Source organism: Cupriavidus oxalaticus, from assembly GCF_038900635.1.
In the GTDB taxonomy this organism is placed as follows: domain Bacteria; phylum Pseudomonadota; class Gammaproteobacteria; order Burkholderiales; family Burkholderiaceae; genus Cupriavidus; species Cupriavidus oxalaticus_B.
The window spans coordinates 1-15,748 of the sequence record NZ_JAYMRX010000031.1; the positions used below are offsets into that span (position 1 = coordinate 1).

The window sequence follows — 15,748 nt, forward strand, 5'->3', positions numbered from 1 at the left end:
TGAGCACTACAACGAGCAGCACCCCCATAGCGCCCTGAATTACCGCTCTCCGCGCGAGTTCAGGCGTGCGATGGCCTTATCAACCTAAGGGTGTGACCGTGTCCGCGGACACGGGGGCAAATCCAACGGCCGACAGCATGTCATCAACAGCGACAACACAGCTTCAAGCCGCCGACAGCATGTCAAAACAAGCAGCCAGCCACAGTCCGCAAAAATCCCCACCCACTTCACACCCACCCCACACTCCCCTCACCCACCAACCAAACACTGGAGCCCCTCACCAAAAAAACGCTCCAAAATGCCAGCCTTCGACTACGACCTCGTGGTATCCGGCGCCAGCTTCGCCGGCGCGGCCTGCGCACTGGCCGCCGCCCGCGCCGGCCTGCGCGCCCTGGTCCTCGAACGCAAACCCGACCCAGGCGAGAAACTCCACACCACCGGCATCCTCGTCAAGGAAGCCGTCGAACAAACCTGGCTGGGCCGCGCCCCCGCCGACTGCATACACCGAGTCAACCGCGTGCGGCTCTACTCTCCACGCCTGCGCAGCGTGGACCTGGCCGCCCCGGGCTACTACTTCCACACCACCGATACCCCCAGCCTGATGCGCTGGCTGGCCACCGAGCTGGTGCGCCACGGCGCGCTGCTGCGGCTCGGCCAGGCCTTCGTCCGCGCCGTGCCAAGCCGTGGCGGCTGGCACGTGACCGGCGTCGGCACCACCCGCTACCTGATCGGCGCCGACGGCGCCAATTCACGCGTGGCGCAATGCGCAGGCCTCGGCCGCACGCACAATTTCCTGTATGGCATCGAATACGAATTCCCGGGCCTGTCCCTGCCCGATCCCGCCATGCTCCATTGCTTTATCACCCGCCGCTTTGCGCCCGGCTACATAGGCTGGATCGCGCAAAACCCCACCGGTGTCCAGGCCGGCCTGGCACTGCGCTACCTGCCCCGCCACGGCCGCGCCCCCGATCTCGACGGCCTGCTCGCCCATGTACGCACCCGTGCCGGCCTGCCCGAACTGACGCAGCCCGCCGCGACGCGCGCCGGCCTGATCCCATGCGGCGGCCCTGCCATGCCACTCGCGCGCGACGGCGTGATCCTGACCGGCGACGCAGCCGGCATTGTCTCGCCGCTGACCGCCGGCGGCATCCACTACGCCTTTGCCCATGGCGAATCCATCGGCAACGCCATCGCCGGACACCTGCTGCACAACGGCCCGGCGCCGGAAGCCGTTGCCACCGGCAGCGCGCCACGCTTTCGCGGCAAGCAAGCGCTGCGCTGGATGTTCGACCGCTTCCAGTGCGACTGGCCCTTCGACCTGATGCTGTATTCACCGCCGCTACGCTGGGCCGCCGAGCAGATCTACTTCCACAAGCGCCGCGGCGACCAGGCCGCGCCGCCGCCGCGCACCGTGCCCGGCCGCTGACGTGGACTAGAATGCCGGGCATGGAACAACCGCGCATCCTGGTGGTGGAAGACGAGCAAGCCATCGCCGACACCATCCTCTACGCCCTGCGCACCGATGGCATGCGGGCCGAGCACTGCACGCTGGGCAGCGCCGCGCTGGCGCGGGTGCGCGCCGATGCGCCCGACCTGGTGATCCTGGACGTTGGCCTGCCCGATGTGAACGGCTTCGAGGTCTGCCGCTCGCTGCGTACCTTCTGCGATGCGCCGGTGATCTTCCTGACCGCGCGCCACGAGGAGATCGACCGCATCGTCGGCCTGGAGATCGGCGCCGACGACTACGTGGTCAAGCCGTTCTCGCCGCGCGAGCTGGCCGCGCGTGTGCGCGCCATCCTGCGCCGCGCGCGCGGCGCCGCACCCGCTCCCCCACCCGCAGCCGCCGACTCCGGCTTCACCCACGACGCCGACGGCGCACGGCTGGCCTACCGCGGCCGCTGGCTGGACCTGACCCGCTACGAATACCTGCTGCTGGCACTGCTGGTGGCACACCCGGGCCGCATCTACACCCGCGCGCAGTTGATGGAACTGGTCTGGCAGGACGCGCTCGACACCAGCGACCGCACCGTCGACACCCATGTCAAGACGCTGCGCGCCAAGCTGCGCGACGCCACCCCGGAAGGCGAGGGCGCCGAGCGCATCCGCACGCATCGCGGCATGGGCTATTCGCTCGATCCCGTGCACACCTGAGCGCGCGCCATGCGGATCGGCCTGCGCATCTTCTTCGGCTTCTTCCTGATCGTCGGCCTGGCGACGGTGCTGACGCTGCGCGTGTTCGTGCAGGAGGTCAAGCCGGGCGTGCGGCAGGCGATGGAAGACACGCTGATCGACACCGCCCACGTGCTGGCCGCGCTGGCCGCCGACGACATGCAGGCCGGCCGCATCGCCGACGGCGACTTCGCGCGGCGCATGGCGGCGCTGCGCGAAGCGCCGGTCAATGCCGACGTATGGGGCCTGCACAAGGACAGCATCGGCTACCGCGTCTATGTCACCGACGCCGGCGGCATCGTCCGCTACGACTCCACCGGCACCGACGTGGGCCGCGACTACTCGCGCTGGAACGATGTCTACCTGACGCTGCGCGGCCAGTACGGCGCGCGCAGCACGCGCAGCGATCCCGAGGACGAGGCCAGCACCGTGATGTATGTGGCCGCCCCCATACGCGACGGAGACCGCATCATCGGCGCGCTCACCGTGGCCAAGCCCAATGCCGCGATGGCGCCCTTCATCGCGCGCAGCCAGCACCGCATCCTGCTGTACGGCGGGCTGCTGATCGGCACCGCGTGCGTGATCGGCCTGGCCTGCACGCTGTGGCTGGTGCATGGCCTGCGCCGGCTGCGCGGCTATGCGCGCGCGGTGGCCGCCGGCGAGCGCGCCGAGATGCCGCTGCGCGGCACCAGCGAGCTGGCCGAGCTCGGCCGCGCGGTGCAGGGCATGCGCGAGCGGCTCGAAGACAAGCAATATGTCGAGCACTACATCCACACGCTGACGCACGAGATGAAGAGCCCGCTGGCTGCGATCGGCGGCGCCGCCGAGCTGCTGCAGGAAGACATGCCGGCGGCGGACCGGGAGCGCTTCGTCGCCAACATCCGCGCGCAGTCGGGCCGGCTGGAAACCATGATCCGCAAGCTGCTGGCGCTGGCGGAGGTGGAACAACGGCAACGGCTGGAAACCCGCGAGCCGGTGCAACTGGGCGCGCTGCTGGCCCGACTGTGCGCCGAGCTGGAGCCGCGCGCGCGGCACCGCGGCGTGGCGCTGCGGCTGCAGGCGCCGCCGGGCCCCGACGTGGTGGCGGGCGACCCGTTCCTGCTGCGCCAGGCTATCGCCAACCTGCTCGAAAACGCCATCGACTTCGCGCCGCAGGACAGCGACATCGCGGTGGCGCTGGAACGGCGCGGCGCGCAGCTGGCGATCACCGTGGCCGACCACGGCCCGGGCATCCCCGACTACGCGCTGCCGCGCGTGTTCGAGCGCTTCTACTCGCTGCCGCGCCCGCGGGGCGCCGACAAGAGCACTGGCCTGGGCCTGTGCTTTGCGCGCGAGGTGGCGGCGCTGCATCATGGCAGCGTGAGGCTGGCCAACCGGCCGGGCGGCGGCGCGCTGGCCGAACTGGAGCTGCCCGCGGACTGACCCGCCTGCCATGGCGCGCGGGATCGGCATAGACTGGGGCTTCTAGCGACGCACCCCAGAAACTCCCTATAATCGAACGACCGTTCATTTAGGGCACGTTCAGCGTGCCCGCCAGTGGTTCAGGAGACACCATGCCCGCCGCCAAGCAACTGCCCCAGGTCCTGCAGAACCTGGCCCTGCCCGTGATTGCCTCGCCCATGTTCATCGTCAGCTATCCCGAGTTGGTGCTGGCGCAGTGCAAGGCCGGCATCGTGGGTTCGTTCCCCGCGCTCAACGCGCGCCCGGCGGACTTGCTCGACGAGTGGCTGACGCAGATCGAGGAAGAGCTGGCCGCGTTCAGGGCCGCCAACCCCGGCGCGCCGGTGGGGTCGGTCGCGGTCAACCAGATCGTGCATGGATCCAACGCGCGGCTAGAGCACGACATCAAGGTCTGCGTCGAGCACAAGGTGCCGATCTTCATCACCTCGCTACGCGCGCCGCCCAAGGAGCTGATCGACGCGGTGCACAGCTACGGCGGCATCGTGCTGCACGACGTGATCAGCCTGCGCCATGCCGAAAAGGCGATCGAATCCGGTGTCGACGGCCTGATCCTGGTCGCGGCCGGCGCAGGCGGGCATGCCGGCATGCTGTCGCCGTTCGCGCTGGTGGGCGAGGTGCGCAAGATCTTCGACGGCCCGATCGCGCTGTCGGGCTCGATCGCCACCGGCGAGGCAGTGCTGGCGGCACAGGCCATGGGCGCCGACTTCGCCTACGTCGGCACGCGCTTCATCGCCTCGCAGGAGGCGCACGCGGCCGAAACGTACAAGCAGTCGATCACCAGCTCGGCCGCCGCCGATATCGTCTACACCAACCTGTTCACCGGCGTGCACGGCAACTACATCCGCGAGAGCATCAGCAACGCGGGCCTGGACCCGGAAAACCTGCCGGTGGCCGACAAGACCAAGATGGACTTCTCCAGCGGCAGCTCCAAGGCCAAGGCGTGGAAGGACATCTGGGGCGCCGGCCAGGGCGTGGGCCAGATCCACGACATCCCGAGCGCCGGCGAGATCGTCGCGCGCATGAAAGCGGAGTACGATGCGGCCAAGGCGCGGCTGGGGATTGCGCGCTGACCGATCCAATCACCGGGGCCGCTTAGCGGCCCTTTGTTCGACCATTGCCCTCTTCCAACCCTGACCTTTCGCCCGACCCTGAAGCCGTGCCGAGCCACCGCCAGCGCGCGCTGCGCGCCGTCTGGGTGGCGGCGGGCGGGCTCTGCCTGCTGCTGGGCGTGATCGGGATCTTCCTGCCGGTGCTGCCGACCACGCCGTTCGTGCTGCTCGCCGCGGCGTGCTTCGCGCGCGGCTCCCGGCGCTTCCACGGCTGGCTGATGGGGCATCCGCGCTTCGGGCCGCTGGTCAGCGACTGGCAGCGGCATCGGAGCATTCCGTTCAAGGCGAAGTGCCTCGCGCTGTCGATGATGTGGGTGTCGATGGGGACCACGGCTTGGCTGCTGCGGGGGCGGCCGGTTGCGTCGGCGGCGTTGCTGGCTTGCGCGGTGGGGGTGAGTGTGTGGATGATCCGGTTGCCGACGCGGCCGGGGGAAGGGCCGGAGGGGTAAGGCCGCGCGGTGGATTTGCGCGCGGCACTTCGTTGATGCGCCGGCCCTCACCCCCACCCCTCTCCCGCAAGCGGGAGAGGGGTGCGAATGCCGCGGGCGATGGCTAGCTCGAAAGCCCTCATACACCGACGGTTTGCTCCCCTCTCCCGCGCGCGGGAGAGGGGCCGGGGGTGAGGGCCGGCGTATCCACGAAGCCCTGCCCCCGGGCCCAGCTCACTCACTCATACCGCCGCGCATCCTCGATCACCTTCCCATCCTGCGGCAACGACCCCGCCGCCACGAACGCCACCTCCCCGCGCAATCGCATCACCTCGCGCAGCGACTCGGCCACCGCGCGCTGCAACTCCGCATCCTCGCGCGTTGCCTCGCAGCGCAACGTCATCACGTCCGCGCCAGGATCGCCGGTCACCACCAGCCGCGCCGCGCGGATCTCCGGATGGCGGCGCAATACGTCGGCCACCTGCCCCGGATGCACGAACATGCCTTTGACCTTGGTCGCCTGGTCCGCGCGTCCCAGCCAGCCCTTGAGCCGGATATTGGTGCGCCCGCACGGGCTTGGCCGCTGCGAGGACTCCGCCACCACCGCCGACAGGTCGCCGGTGCCGAAGCGGATCAGCGGATAATCGCCGTTGCCCAGCACCGTCACCACCACCTCGCCGGTCTCGCCTTCGGGCATGGGCCGCGTGCCGCCCGGCTCGACGATCTCGACCAGCACACCCTCGTCCACCACCCAGCCGTCGCCGCCCTCAGACTCGTAGGCGATCAGCCCGAGATCCGCGCTGCCGTACATCTGCTGCACGCGCACCCCGCGTTGCTGGAACCACGCGCGCAATGACGGCGGCAGCGCCTCGCCGGAGACCAGCGCCTTCGTGAGGCTGGTGCATGGCAGGCCCATCTCGTCGCCGCGTTCCAGCAGCAGCTTCAGGAACGAAGGCGTGCCCGCGTAGGCCGCCGGTTGCAGGCTGGCCATCGCCTGCACCTGCGACTCGGTCTGGCCGACGCCAGCCGGGAACACGCAGCAGCCCAGCTTGTGCGCGCCGGTCTCCATCATCATGCCGGCCGGCGTGAAGTGGTAGGAGAAGGTGTTGTAGACCAGGTCACCGGCACGGAAGCCCGCGGCGTGCATGGCGCGGGCCGTGCGCCACCAGTCGGCGTCGTGGCCGTCGGGCTCGTGGATCGGGCCGGGTGACTGGAATACATGGCGCAGCCTGCCCAGCGGCGTCGCATTGAGCCCGCCCAGCGGCGGCAGCGCGCGCTGGCGTGCGGTCAGGTCCGACTTGCGCGTCACCGGCAGCGCCGCCAGCGCTTCGCGCGACGTCAGCGAGCGCGGGTCCACGTCGCGCAGCAGTTCAGCGAAGTACGGCGCGTTGTCGCGCGCGTGGGCCACCTGGCGTGCCAGGGCGGCTAGAAGCGCCTGCTCGCGGACTGCCGGCGCGCGGGTTTCGAGCGAATCGAAGTATTCGGGCATGGTGCTGTTGCGTCAGGGAAGGATGCGGATTGCCATCGCGCCGGCGCAATTCCGCCACGGCGCGTTGGCAACGACAGGGATAAGCCTCGCGGCGCTATGCCAGCCAGCGCTTGCGCCGGCGATAGCTCTTCACGTCGCGGAAGGACTTGCGCGCGCCGCCATCCGCGTCGTTGGCGGCCACGCCCAGGTAGAACTCCTTCACGTCCTCGTTGGTGCGCAGCGACTCCGCGTCGCCGTCCATCACCACGCGGCCGTTTTCCAGGATGTAGCCGTAGTCGGCATAGCGCAGCGCCACCATGGTGTTCTGCTCGGCCAGCAGGAAGCTGACCTTCTCGCGCGAATTCAGGTCGCGCACGATCTCGAAGATCTCCTCGACGATCTGCGGCGCCAGGCCCATCGACGGCTCGTCGAGCAGGATCATCGCCGGCTTGGCCATCATGGCCCGGCCAATCGCGCACATCTGCTGCTCGCCGCCGGAGGTGTAGCCCGCCTGCGACTTGCGGCGCGTCTTCAGGCGCGGGAAGTAGTTGTAGATCTTCTCCAGCTCGTCGCGCGTCTGCGAGCGCGACAGGCCGCGCGTGTAGGCGCCGGTGAGCAGGTTCTCTTCAATGGTCAGGTGCGCGAAGCAGTGGCGCCCCTCCATCACCTGGATCACGCCGCGGCGCACCAGGTCGTTGGGCGTGAGCTGGTCGACGCGGTCGCCGCGGTACTCGATGGTGCCCTTGGTCACGTCGCCGCGCTCGGCGTGCAGCAGGTTGGAGATCGCCTTCAGCGTGGTGGTCTTGCCCGCGCCGTTGGCGCCCAGCAACGCCACGATCTTGCCCTCCGGCACCTCGAGCGAAACGCCCTTGAGCACCAGGATCACGTGATCGTAGATGACTTCGATGTTGTTGATGGATAGGAGGCTCATGGTGCGGGTATGGTGTGACGGTATTGCGTTGAGCTTTCACTGTCCCGACTGGGTTCTCCCTCTCCCTCTGGGAGAGGGTTGGGGTGAGGGTGGGCGCGTCGACGAAGTGCTGACGTTCGTCCTGCTGCCAGCGCCCGCCCTCACCCCCGGCCCCTCTCCCGCGAGCGGGAGAGGGGAGCAAACAGTCGGAGGTTGCGGGCCATCAAGACTTCGAGCACCCCGGCGTAATCCCCTTCTCCTTCGCATACTGCGCCGCCGTCGCCTTGAACAGCGGGTGGATCAGGCCCTTGTTGCCCTCGATCCAGTCCGACACCACCACCCACTTGCTGCCATCCCACTGCTGGATCTTCACCTTGCCCGAGCCCTCGTGGTTCTCGCAGCTGGTCTTGATCTCGGGCAGCAGGCCGGTGGCACCCAGCTGCTGCAGGCGCGCGTTGGTCAGGTTCAGGTTCTCGAAGGCCCAGCGCATCTGCTCGCCGGTCATGGGCTTGCCCTTGCCGAACTTGGCCTGCGCCACGCGCACCGCTTCCACCGTCACCACCGCCGCGGAAACGCCGCGGTTGTACAGCACCGAGCCAATCTTGTTCTTGTCCTGCATGTTGCCCTTGCCGGCGCCGTACACGACCTTCTCGATGTCGGCGATCAGCGGCACGCTCTTGCCCGCGACGTTCCAGGTCGCGCTCATGTAGCCCTTGGAGGCATCACCCGCCGGCACCGTGTCTTCCTCGGAGCCCGCCCACCAGGAGCCGATCATCTTCTCGCGCGAGAAACCCACCTTCTGCGCGGCCTTCAGCGCGGTCTGGTTCATCACGCCCCAGCCCCAGAAGATCACGTAGTCGGGATTCTCCTGGCGGATCTTCAGCCACTGCGCGCCCTGCTCGTTGCCGGGGTGCGCCACCGGGATCTCGACGAGGTTGAACTTGTTGAGCCTTGCCTCGGCCTGCAACGCGACGATCGGCTCCTTGCCATAGGCCGAGTCGTGGTACAGGTAGACGATCTTCTTGCCGGCCAGCGAGCCGCCGCTCTTGGTCGCCAGGTACTTGACGATGGCCGAGACCTGCATCTGGTACGTGGTCACCAGCGGGAACGCATACGGGAACACCGAGCCATCCACGGCATCGGTGCGGCCGTAGCCCATCATCACCAGCGGCACCTTGTCAGCAGCGGTCTTGTCGACCAGCGCGTACGAAATGCCGGTGGACATGGCGTGGTATGCCGTGCCCTTGGTGGTCGCGTTCTTCGACTTCAGGCGCTCATAGCACTCCACGCCCTTGGCGTTGTTGTACTCCGTCTCGCACTCTTCCCAGCTCAGCTTGACGCCGTTGACGCCACCGTCCTTCAGGTTGACGTAGTTGAGGTAGTCGATGAAGCCGCCATACCACGACTGCCCGTTGGCGCCATATGGCCCCACGCGATAGCTCGGCAGCGCGACAAACTGCTCGTTGCTTTGCGCCAGTGCCGGCACCGCCGGCGCCAGCAGTGCAGCCGCGGCGCTGACCACCAGGGCGGCGCGTTGCACGTTATGTATCAGGTTGGTCATGACAGTCTCCTTCGCCCTCGGTGGGGCGTTTCGTTATGCGTAGGCTTCAGTACTTCACTCAGGACCTGCGGTATTTGCGGTGAGACAAGGAACCCCGGGAACCCCGCTCCGTCAGTGCGGGAATGGCCACAGCCTCAGCTTCTCCTTGGCGATCTGCCACAGCCGGGCCAGCCCGTGCGGCTCCACGATCAGGAAGAAGATGATCAGCCCGCCGAACACCATCAGCTGGATGTGCGACACGGTGGCGTTGGTAAAGGGCAGGTGCAGCAGCCCGGCCAGCGGCGGCAGCACGTTGTCCAGGAAGATCGGCAGCAGCAGGATGAACGCCGCGCCCAGGAACGAGCCCAGGATACTGCCCACGCCGCCGATGATGATCATGAACAGCACGCGGAACGACAGGTCCAGCGAGAAGCCGTCCGGCTCGACCGAGCCCAGGTAGCAGAACGCATACAGCGCGCCGGCCACGCCGCAGTAGAACGAGCTGACCGCGAACGCCATCAGCTTGGTGCGCATCAGCGGGATGCCGATCACCTCGGCCGCCACGTCCATGTCGCGCACCGACATCCAGGCGCGGCCCGTCGCCGACCGCACCAGGTTCTTGGCGATCAGCGCGAGCACCGTGACGATGGCCAGCACGAACAAATACTTCTTCACCGGCGTATCGATGGCAATGCCGAACAAATCCAGCCGCTGCGCCGTGATCACGCCCGACGAGCTGTTGTTGGAGAACCAGGGGAACTTGGTCAGCGCCCACACCACGAAGAACTGCGCCGCCAGCGTGGCCACGGCCAGGTAGAACCCCTTGATCCGCAGCGAAGGCAGGCCGAACGCCACGCCCACCAGCGCCGCCGACAGCCCGGCCAGCAGGAACGACAGCAGCACCGGGATGCCTTCGATGCGCAACTGGAAGTTGTAGGCCGCGTAGGCCCCCACCGCCATGAAGGCCGCGGTGCCGAGCGACAACTGCCCGGCATAGCCGGTCAGGATATTGAGGCCCAGTGCCGCCAGCGAGAAGATCAGGAACGGGATCAGGATGGCCGAGAACCAGTATTCCGATCCGACGAACGGGATCGCCACGAACGCCACGGCCATCAGCACGGCAAAGCCGATGCGGTCCTGGCGGATCGGGAAGATCTGGCTGTCGGCAACGTAGCTGGTCTTGAACTGGCCGGCTTCACGATAAAACATGGCAACTCTCCTGTGCGAAGTCGGTCAGACGCGATCGATATGTTTTTCGCCGAACAGCCCTTCGGGCCGAACCAGCAGGAACAGCAAGGCAAACACATACGGGAACCACCCTTCGATGCCGCCGAAATTGCCGCCGAACATCGACTGGAACACCGGCGGGATATAGATCTCGGCCAGCTTCTCCGACGCGCCGATGATCAGCCCGCCGACGATGGCGCCGGGCACCGAAGTGAAGCCGCCCAGGATCAGCACCGGCAGCGCCTTCAGCGCAGTCAGCGTCAGCGCAAACTGCACGCCATTGCGCGACCCCCACAGCATGCCCGCCACCAGCGCGACGAAGCCCGCCACACCCCACACGATCGCCCAGATGTTCTGCAGCGGAATGCCCAGCGACAGCGCGGCCTGGTGGTCATCCGCCACCGCGCGCAGCGCGCGGCCGACCTTGGTGTACTGGAAGAACAGCGCCAGCGAACCCACCAGCGCGCCGGCAATCGCTGCGGCGGCGAGGTCGAACTTGGAGAGGACGATGTTGAAGCTGGTCAGGATCGATTCGATCGGCTCGTCGACGATGCCCAGGTTGATCGGGCGCACTTCATTGCCGAACAAGAGCGGCCCCAGCCCTTCCAGGAAGAACGACAACCCGATGGTCGCCATGAACAGCGTGATCGGCGGCTGGTTGACCAGCTTGCGCAGCACGAAGCGCTCGGTGCTCATGCCGACCAGGATCATCACCACGAAGGCGCCGATCACCGCCGCCCACATCGGCATGCCCTTGTCCATCAGCCCCACCACCGCCAGCGCGGCAAAGTAGACCATCGCGCCCTGGGCGAAGTTGAACACGCCCGAGGCCTTGTAGATCAGCACGAAGCCCAGCGCGACCAGCGAGTACATCAGGCCGGAGAGCAGGCCGCCGAGCAGGATTTCAAAGAAGAACGTCATGGTTTGCCTTTGCTTGCTTGCCTATCAGCATTGCTCACGCTCTGGTGTTGCTCCCCTCTCCCGCTAGCGGGAGAGGGGTTGGGGGAGAGGGCCGGAGCCTCAACGAAGTGACGCGCGTCGATATTGCCAGCGCCTGCCCTCTCCCCCGGCCCCTCTCCCGCGCGCGGGAGAGGGGAGCAAACAATCAGTGCGATGTTCCCAAATACGCCTTGATCACGTCCGGATCGCCCTTGACCTCCTCCGGCGTTCCATCCCCGATTTTCTTGCCGTAGTCCAGCACCACCACGCGGTCCGAGATATCCATCACCACGCCCATGTCATGCTCGATCAGCACGATGGTGGTACCGAACTGCCGGTTCACATCGAGGATGAAGCGGCACATGTCCTGCTTCTCTTCCACGTTCATGCCGGCCATCGGTTCGTCCAGCAGCAGCATCGAAGGCTCGGCGGCGAGCGCGCGCGCCAGCTCAACGCGCTTCTGCAGGCCATACGGCAGGCGCCCCACCGGCGTCTTGCGGATCGACTGGATCTCCAGGAAATCGATCACTTCCTCCACCTTCTGGCGGTGGCGCATCTCTTCATTGCGTGCCGGCCCCCACCACAGCGCATGCGCGAACAGCCCGGTGCGGAATTGCGTGTTGCGCCCGGTCATGATGTTGTCGAGCACCGTCATGCCCTTGAACAGCGCGATGTTCTGGAACGTGCGCGCGATGCCCTGCCGCGCGGCGGCGGTCGGGTGCATCTGCTTGCGCTCCTCGCCGCGGAACACGATGCGTCCCTGCTGCGGGTGGTACACGCCGTTGATCACGTTCAGCATCGAACTCTTGCCCGCGCCGTTGGGGCCGATGATGGCGCGGATCTCGTGCTCGCAGACGTCGAACGAGATATCGGTCAGCGCCTTCACGCCACCGAACGACAGCGAGATGTGCTGCAGGTCCAGGATCACCTCGCCACCGGTGCGCGCGTGCTCGCCGGTGCGCTGCGCGTGATGCGTGCCGGGTTGCGCGCTGCTGTCGTCCGCCAGTCCCGCCGGGGACAGCGGGCCCGCGGGCGCCATCGCGCCGCTGCCGCCGGCCGCGCTCGCATCGGTACGTGCGGTGCCGGTCCATTCAGGCTTGCCGCCGCCTTGCCAGGCCACTTGCGTCATGTTGATGCCTCCGCCCTATGCTCTTATGCCGCGCGCGCCGCCGGGGGCAGGCGCTTCGCATCGACCAGCTTCAGCGTGGCCGACACGCTGCCCTCGCGCCCGTCCTCGAACTTGACGCGCGTCTCGATAAACTGCTCGGACTTGCCCACGTAGAGCGCATCCACCAGCACGCCGTATTTCTCGGCGATATAGCCGCGGCGCACCTTGCGCGTGCGCGTCAGCTCGTCGTCGTCCGGGTCCAGCTCCTTGTGCAAAATCAGGAACCGCGCGACCTGCGAGCCGGCGAGCATGGGGTCGTTGGCAAGGTCGGCATTCACCTGGTTCACGCATTCGCCGATCATCTCGATCACGTCCGGCTGCGCGGCCAGGTCGACGTAACCGGCGTACGGCAGGTGGCGGCGCTCGGCCCAGTTGCCCACTGCTTCGAAGTCGATGTTGATGAAGGCGCAGACCTGGTCGCGGCCGTTGCCGAAGGCCACCGCTTCCTTGATGTACGGGAAGAACTTGAGCTTGTTCTCGATGTACTTGGGCGCGAACATCGTGCCGTCGGCCAGCTTGCCCACGTCCTTGGCGCGGTCGATGATCTTCAGGTGGCCGTCGGCGTCGATCACGCCTGCATCGCCGGTCATGAAGTAGCCCTCGTCGTTGATGGCCTCGCGCGTGGCATCGTCGCGCTTGTAGTAGGACTTGAGCAGGCCCACGCCGCGCACCAGCACCTCGCCGTTGTCGGCGATGCGGATCTCCATGCCCGGCGCGGCCGGTCCCACGGAATCGAACTTGACCTGGCCGTCGGGCTGCAGGCACACGTAGGCGCAGGTCTCGGTCTGGCCGTAGAACTGCTTCAGGTTCACGCCGATGGAGCGGTAGAAGCGGAACAGGTCCGGCCCGATGGCCTCGCCGGCGGTATAGCCCACGCGGATGCGGCTCATGCCGAGCACATTGCGCAGCGGGCCGTAGACCAGCGCTTCGCCCAGCGCATAGCGCGCGCGCTCCATTGCAGGCACCGGGCGCCGGTCGAGGATATCCGCGCCGCAGCGGCGCGCCACGTCCATCGCCCAGTGGAACAGCTTGCGCTTGATCCAGCCCGCATCTTCCATGCGGATCATCACCTGCGTCAGCAGGCCTTCATAGATGCGCGGCGGCGCGAAGTAATAGGTCGGGCCGATCTCGCGCAGGTCGGTCATCACGGTCTCGCGCGATTCCGGGCAATTCACCGTGAAGCCCGCCACCATCGCCTGCGCATAGGAGAACAGGTTGTCGCCCACCCATGCCATCGGCAGGTACGACAGCACGTCGTCCTTCGCGGTGAGGCGGTCGAACGCGCAGCCATGGCGTGCCGAGCCGATCAGGCCCGCATGCGAATGGCACACGCCCTTGGGCTTGCCGGTGGTGCCGGAGGTGTAGAGGATGATCGCGGTGTCGTCGGGCTGGCCCGCGGCAATCGCTTCGTCATAGAAGCCCGGATGCGCCTGGTCGTATTCGCGCCCCAGCTCCTGCAGCCGCTCGTACGACATCAGCGAGGGATGCTCGTAATCGCGCAGGCCGCGTGGGTCTTCATAGATGACATGGCGCACGGCGCGGCCGGACTCGGCCAGCTGCGCCTCGACTTCCAGCAGCTTGTCGACCTGCTCCTGGTCCTCGACGATGGCGAAGTCGATCTCCGCATCGTTGAGCACGTAGACCATCTCGTTGGCGATGGCGTCCTGGTACAGCGGCACCGGCACGCCGCCCAGCGCCTGCGCCGCGGTCATGGCCCAGTACAGGCGGGGACGGTTGTCGCCCACCACCGCCAGGTTCATGCCGCGCCTGAATCCGAGCGCGGCCAGACCACATGCCAGCGCCCTCACCTGCTGTGCCGCCTGGGCCCAGCTGTATGTCTGCCAGATGCCGAGATCCTTCTCGCGATAGGCCGGATGCTCCGGCCGCTGCTGGGCGTGCGCCAGCAGCCATCGCGGGAAGGTCGTCGCCGACGATTCCTGCATCGCTGTCTCCTGTCCCTCCGGCGTGGGGGTCCACGCCCGGTGTCAAGCGCCGGTCCGGTCGTTATACTTGGCTTGCTTTGCCCGGCGGCATCTGCCGCATCGCATCAAGCCCGTCTGTGCCTTGTCTGCAGGGGCCGGGGGAAGCGTCTTCTGCCTTCCCGGCGTGCCCTTCTGGCACCCGCGGTTCCGTTGTGATCGTACGATAGCCCATGCCAACCACCGGGGTTGTCACGCCGGTGACAATTCCGGGTTAATCCCTACGGGAGCTTTTTCAGGCCATGCTGAACGATTTTGTCGACCGCTGCGTGTGGGCAGCAGACCTGAGCCCCGCGCAACGTGAACGCGTGCGCCGCGCGATGTGCGTGCGTGAATACAACCAGGGCGACTACGTCTGCCACAAGGGCGACAGGGCCGAGCACTGGCTGGGCGTGCTGGAGGGCATCGTCAAGATCACCACGGTCTCGCCCTCGGGCAAGTCGGTGACCTTTACCGGCGTGCCCACCGGCGGCTGGTTCGGCGAAGGCGCGGTGCTCAAGTCGGAGATCCGCAAGTACGACGTGATGGCGCTGCGCCGCTCGACCATCGCCTTCCTGCCGCTCGAGACTTTTCAGTGGCTGCTGGAGACCAGCCTGCCGTTCACGCGCTTCCTGCTGACGCAGCTCAACGAGCGCCTGGGCCAGTTCATCGCGGCGGTGGAATACGAACGCTCGCTCGATATCGATTCACGCGTGGCGCGCGCGGTGTCGTCGCTGTTCAATGAGCACCTGTATCCCGGCATCGGCAAGACGCTGGAGATCTCGCAGGAAGAGATCGGCCTGCTTGCCGGCATCTCGCGCCAGCGCGCCAACCAGGCGCTCAAGGTGCTGGAGCAACAGAAGCTGATGCGGGTGGACTACGGCGTGATCGAAGTGCTGGACCTGGACGGATTGCGGCAATACGGGGAGTAGCGGTGGCCACCGTCATCGATGCAGCCACGCTGCAGGCCTACCGCGAAACGCACTATCGCGTGCTGGGCGATGCGCCGATGACCTTGCGGGTGGACCAGGCCAGCGCGCCGCTGGCAACGCTGCACAAGTTGCTGGGCGTAGCGTGCAGTGCCTTCATTACCGCGGCCAACCCCTTCAGCCAGCGTTGCGACGACGACGCCAACGCGGCGCGCCAGCAGGCGCTGGCGCGGGACGTGGCGGCAATGGGATTGCGTGCGATCGAGGCCGCCGGCGAGCATCCCGCCAACGGATGGCCGGCCGAGCCCAGCTATCTGGTGCCGGGCCTGTCGCTCGAGGATGCGCGCTCGCTGGGCCAGAAGTACGGGCAGAACGCGCTGGTGTGGAGCGGCGCCGACGCGGTGCCGCGGCTGGTGCTGCTGCGCTGAGCGGGGCCCCTCAG

Annotated in this window: 14 protein-coding genes; 7 read left to right on the top strand and 7 right to left on the bottom strand. The window is 67.4% G+C overall.

Translation table 11 applies throughout. The features are described from left to right. Positions 1-298: 298 nt before the first annotated feature. The 5 genes from VSR71_RS30945 (at position 299) to VSR71_RS30965 (ending at position 5,188) form a co-directional block, all read left to right on the top strand. Entirely contained in the window at positions 299-1,426 is a 1,128-nt protein-coding gene (locus tag VSR71_RS30945; protein ID WP_342917379.1) for an NAD(P)/FAD-dependent oxidoreductase, read from the top strand. A gap of 11 nt (positions 1,427-1,437) precedes the next feature. Then, positions 1,438-2,151 carry a two-component system response regulator CreB gene (gene creB, locus VSR71_RS30950; RefSeq protein WP_342917380.1) on the top strand — a complete coding sequence of 238 codons (714 nt, stop codon included), beginning with the start codon at positions 1,438-1,440 and terminating at the stop codon, positions 2,149-2,151. A 9-nt stretch (positions 2,152-2,160) separates the two neighbouring features. Then, the gene (gene creC / locus VSR71_RS30955) at positions 2,161-3,591 is read left to right on the top strand and encodes a two-component system sensor histidine kinase CreC (RefSeq protein WP_342917381.1); all 1,431 of its coding nucleotides are present in this window, start codon (positions 2,161-2,163) and stop codon (positions 3,589-3,591) included. A 131-nt stretch (positions 3,592-3,722) separates the two neighbouring features. After that, on the top strand, positions 3,723-4,700 hold the full coding sequence (locus VSR71_RS30960) for a nitronate monooxygenase family protein (protein WP_342917382.1): 978 nt from the start codon (positions 3,723-3,725) through the stop codon (positions 4,698-4,700). 86 nt (positions 4,701-4,786) lie between these two features. Beyond that, positions 4,787-5,188 (top strand): YbaN family protein, encoded by a 402-nt coding sequence (locus VSR71_RS30965; protein ID WP_342917383.1) that lies wholly within the window; start codon positions 4,787-4,789, stop codon positions 5,186-5,188. Positions 5,189-5,405: 217 nt separating this feature from the next. Here the strand turns inward: VSR71_RS30965 and VSR71_RS30970 are convergent, their stop codons facing one another. From VSR71_RS30970 to VSR71_RS31000, 7 genes are all read right to left on the bottom strand, one after another. Then, on the bottom strand, positions 5,406-6,656 hold the full coding sequence (locus tag VSR71_RS30970; protein WP_342917384.1) for a phenylacetate--CoA ligase family protein: 1,251 nt from the start codon (positions 6,654-6,656) through the stop codon (positions 5,406-5,408). Positions 6,657-6,750: 94 nt separating this feature from the next. Continuing rightward, on the bottom strand, positions 6,751-7,566 hold the full coding sequence (locus tag VSR71_RS30975; protein ID WP_029046690.1) for an ABC transporter ATP-binding protein: 816 nt from the start codon (positions 7,564-7,566) through the stop codon (positions 6,751-6,753). Positions 7,567-7,768: 202 nt separating this feature from the next. Continuing rightward, on the bottom strand, positions 7,769-9,106 hold the full coding sequence (locus tag VSR71_RS30980; protein WP_342917385.1) for an ABC transporter substrate-binding protein: 1,338 nt from the start codon (positions 9,104-9,106) through the stop codon (positions 7,769-7,771). Positions 9,107-9,217: 111 nt separating this feature from the next. Beyond that, positions 9,218-10,294 carry a branched-chain amino acid ABC transporter permease gene (locus VSR71_RS30985; RefSeq protein WP_342917386.1) on the bottom strand — a complete coding sequence of 359 codons (1,077 nt, stop codon included), beginning with the start codon at positions 10,292-10,294 and terminating at the stop codon, positions 9,218-9,220. A gap of 24 nt (positions 10,295-10,318) precedes the next feature. Further along, the gene (locus VSR71_RS30990) at positions 10,319-11,233 is read right to left on the bottom strand and encodes a branched-chain amino acid ABC transporter permease (RefSeq protein WP_342917387.1); all 915 of its coding nucleotides are present in this window, start codon (positions 11,231-11,233) and stop codon (positions 10,319-10,321) included. Positions 11,234-11,417: 184 nt separating this feature from the next. After that, complete coding sequence (locus VSR71_RS30995) at positions 11,418-12,380, bottom strand: ABC transporter ATP-binding protein (protein WP_342917388.1); 963 nt, start codon at positions 12,378-12,380, stop codon at positions 11,418-11,420. Between the two features lie 23 nt (positions 12,381-12,403). Next, positions 12,404-14,362, bottom strand: a complete 1,959-nt coding sequence (locus tag VSR71_RS31000; RefSeq protein WP_342917389.1) for an AMP-dependent synthetase/ligase — start codon at positions 14,360-14,362, stop codon at positions 12,404-12,406. A 278-nt stretch (positions 14,363-14,640) separates the two neighbouring features. Between VSR71_RS31000 and VSR71_RS31005 the strand changes: the two genes are divergently transcribed. Together VSR71_RS31005 and VSR71_RS31010 are read left to right on the top strand one after the other, a co-directional pair. Continuing rightward, a complete protein-coding gene (locus tag VSR71_RS31005) occupies positions 14,641-15,309 on the top strand; it encodes a Crp/Fnr family transcriptional regulator (RefSeq protein ID WP_342917390.1) in 669 nt (222 codons plus the stop codon). 2 nt (positions 15,310-15,311) lie between these two features. Next, a complete protein-coding gene (locus VSR71_RS31010; RefSeq protein WP_342917391.1) occupies positions 15,312-15,734 on the top strand; it encodes a DUF3293 domain-containing protein in 423 nt (140 codons plus the stop codon). Positions 15,735-15,748: the final 14 nt, after the last annotated feature.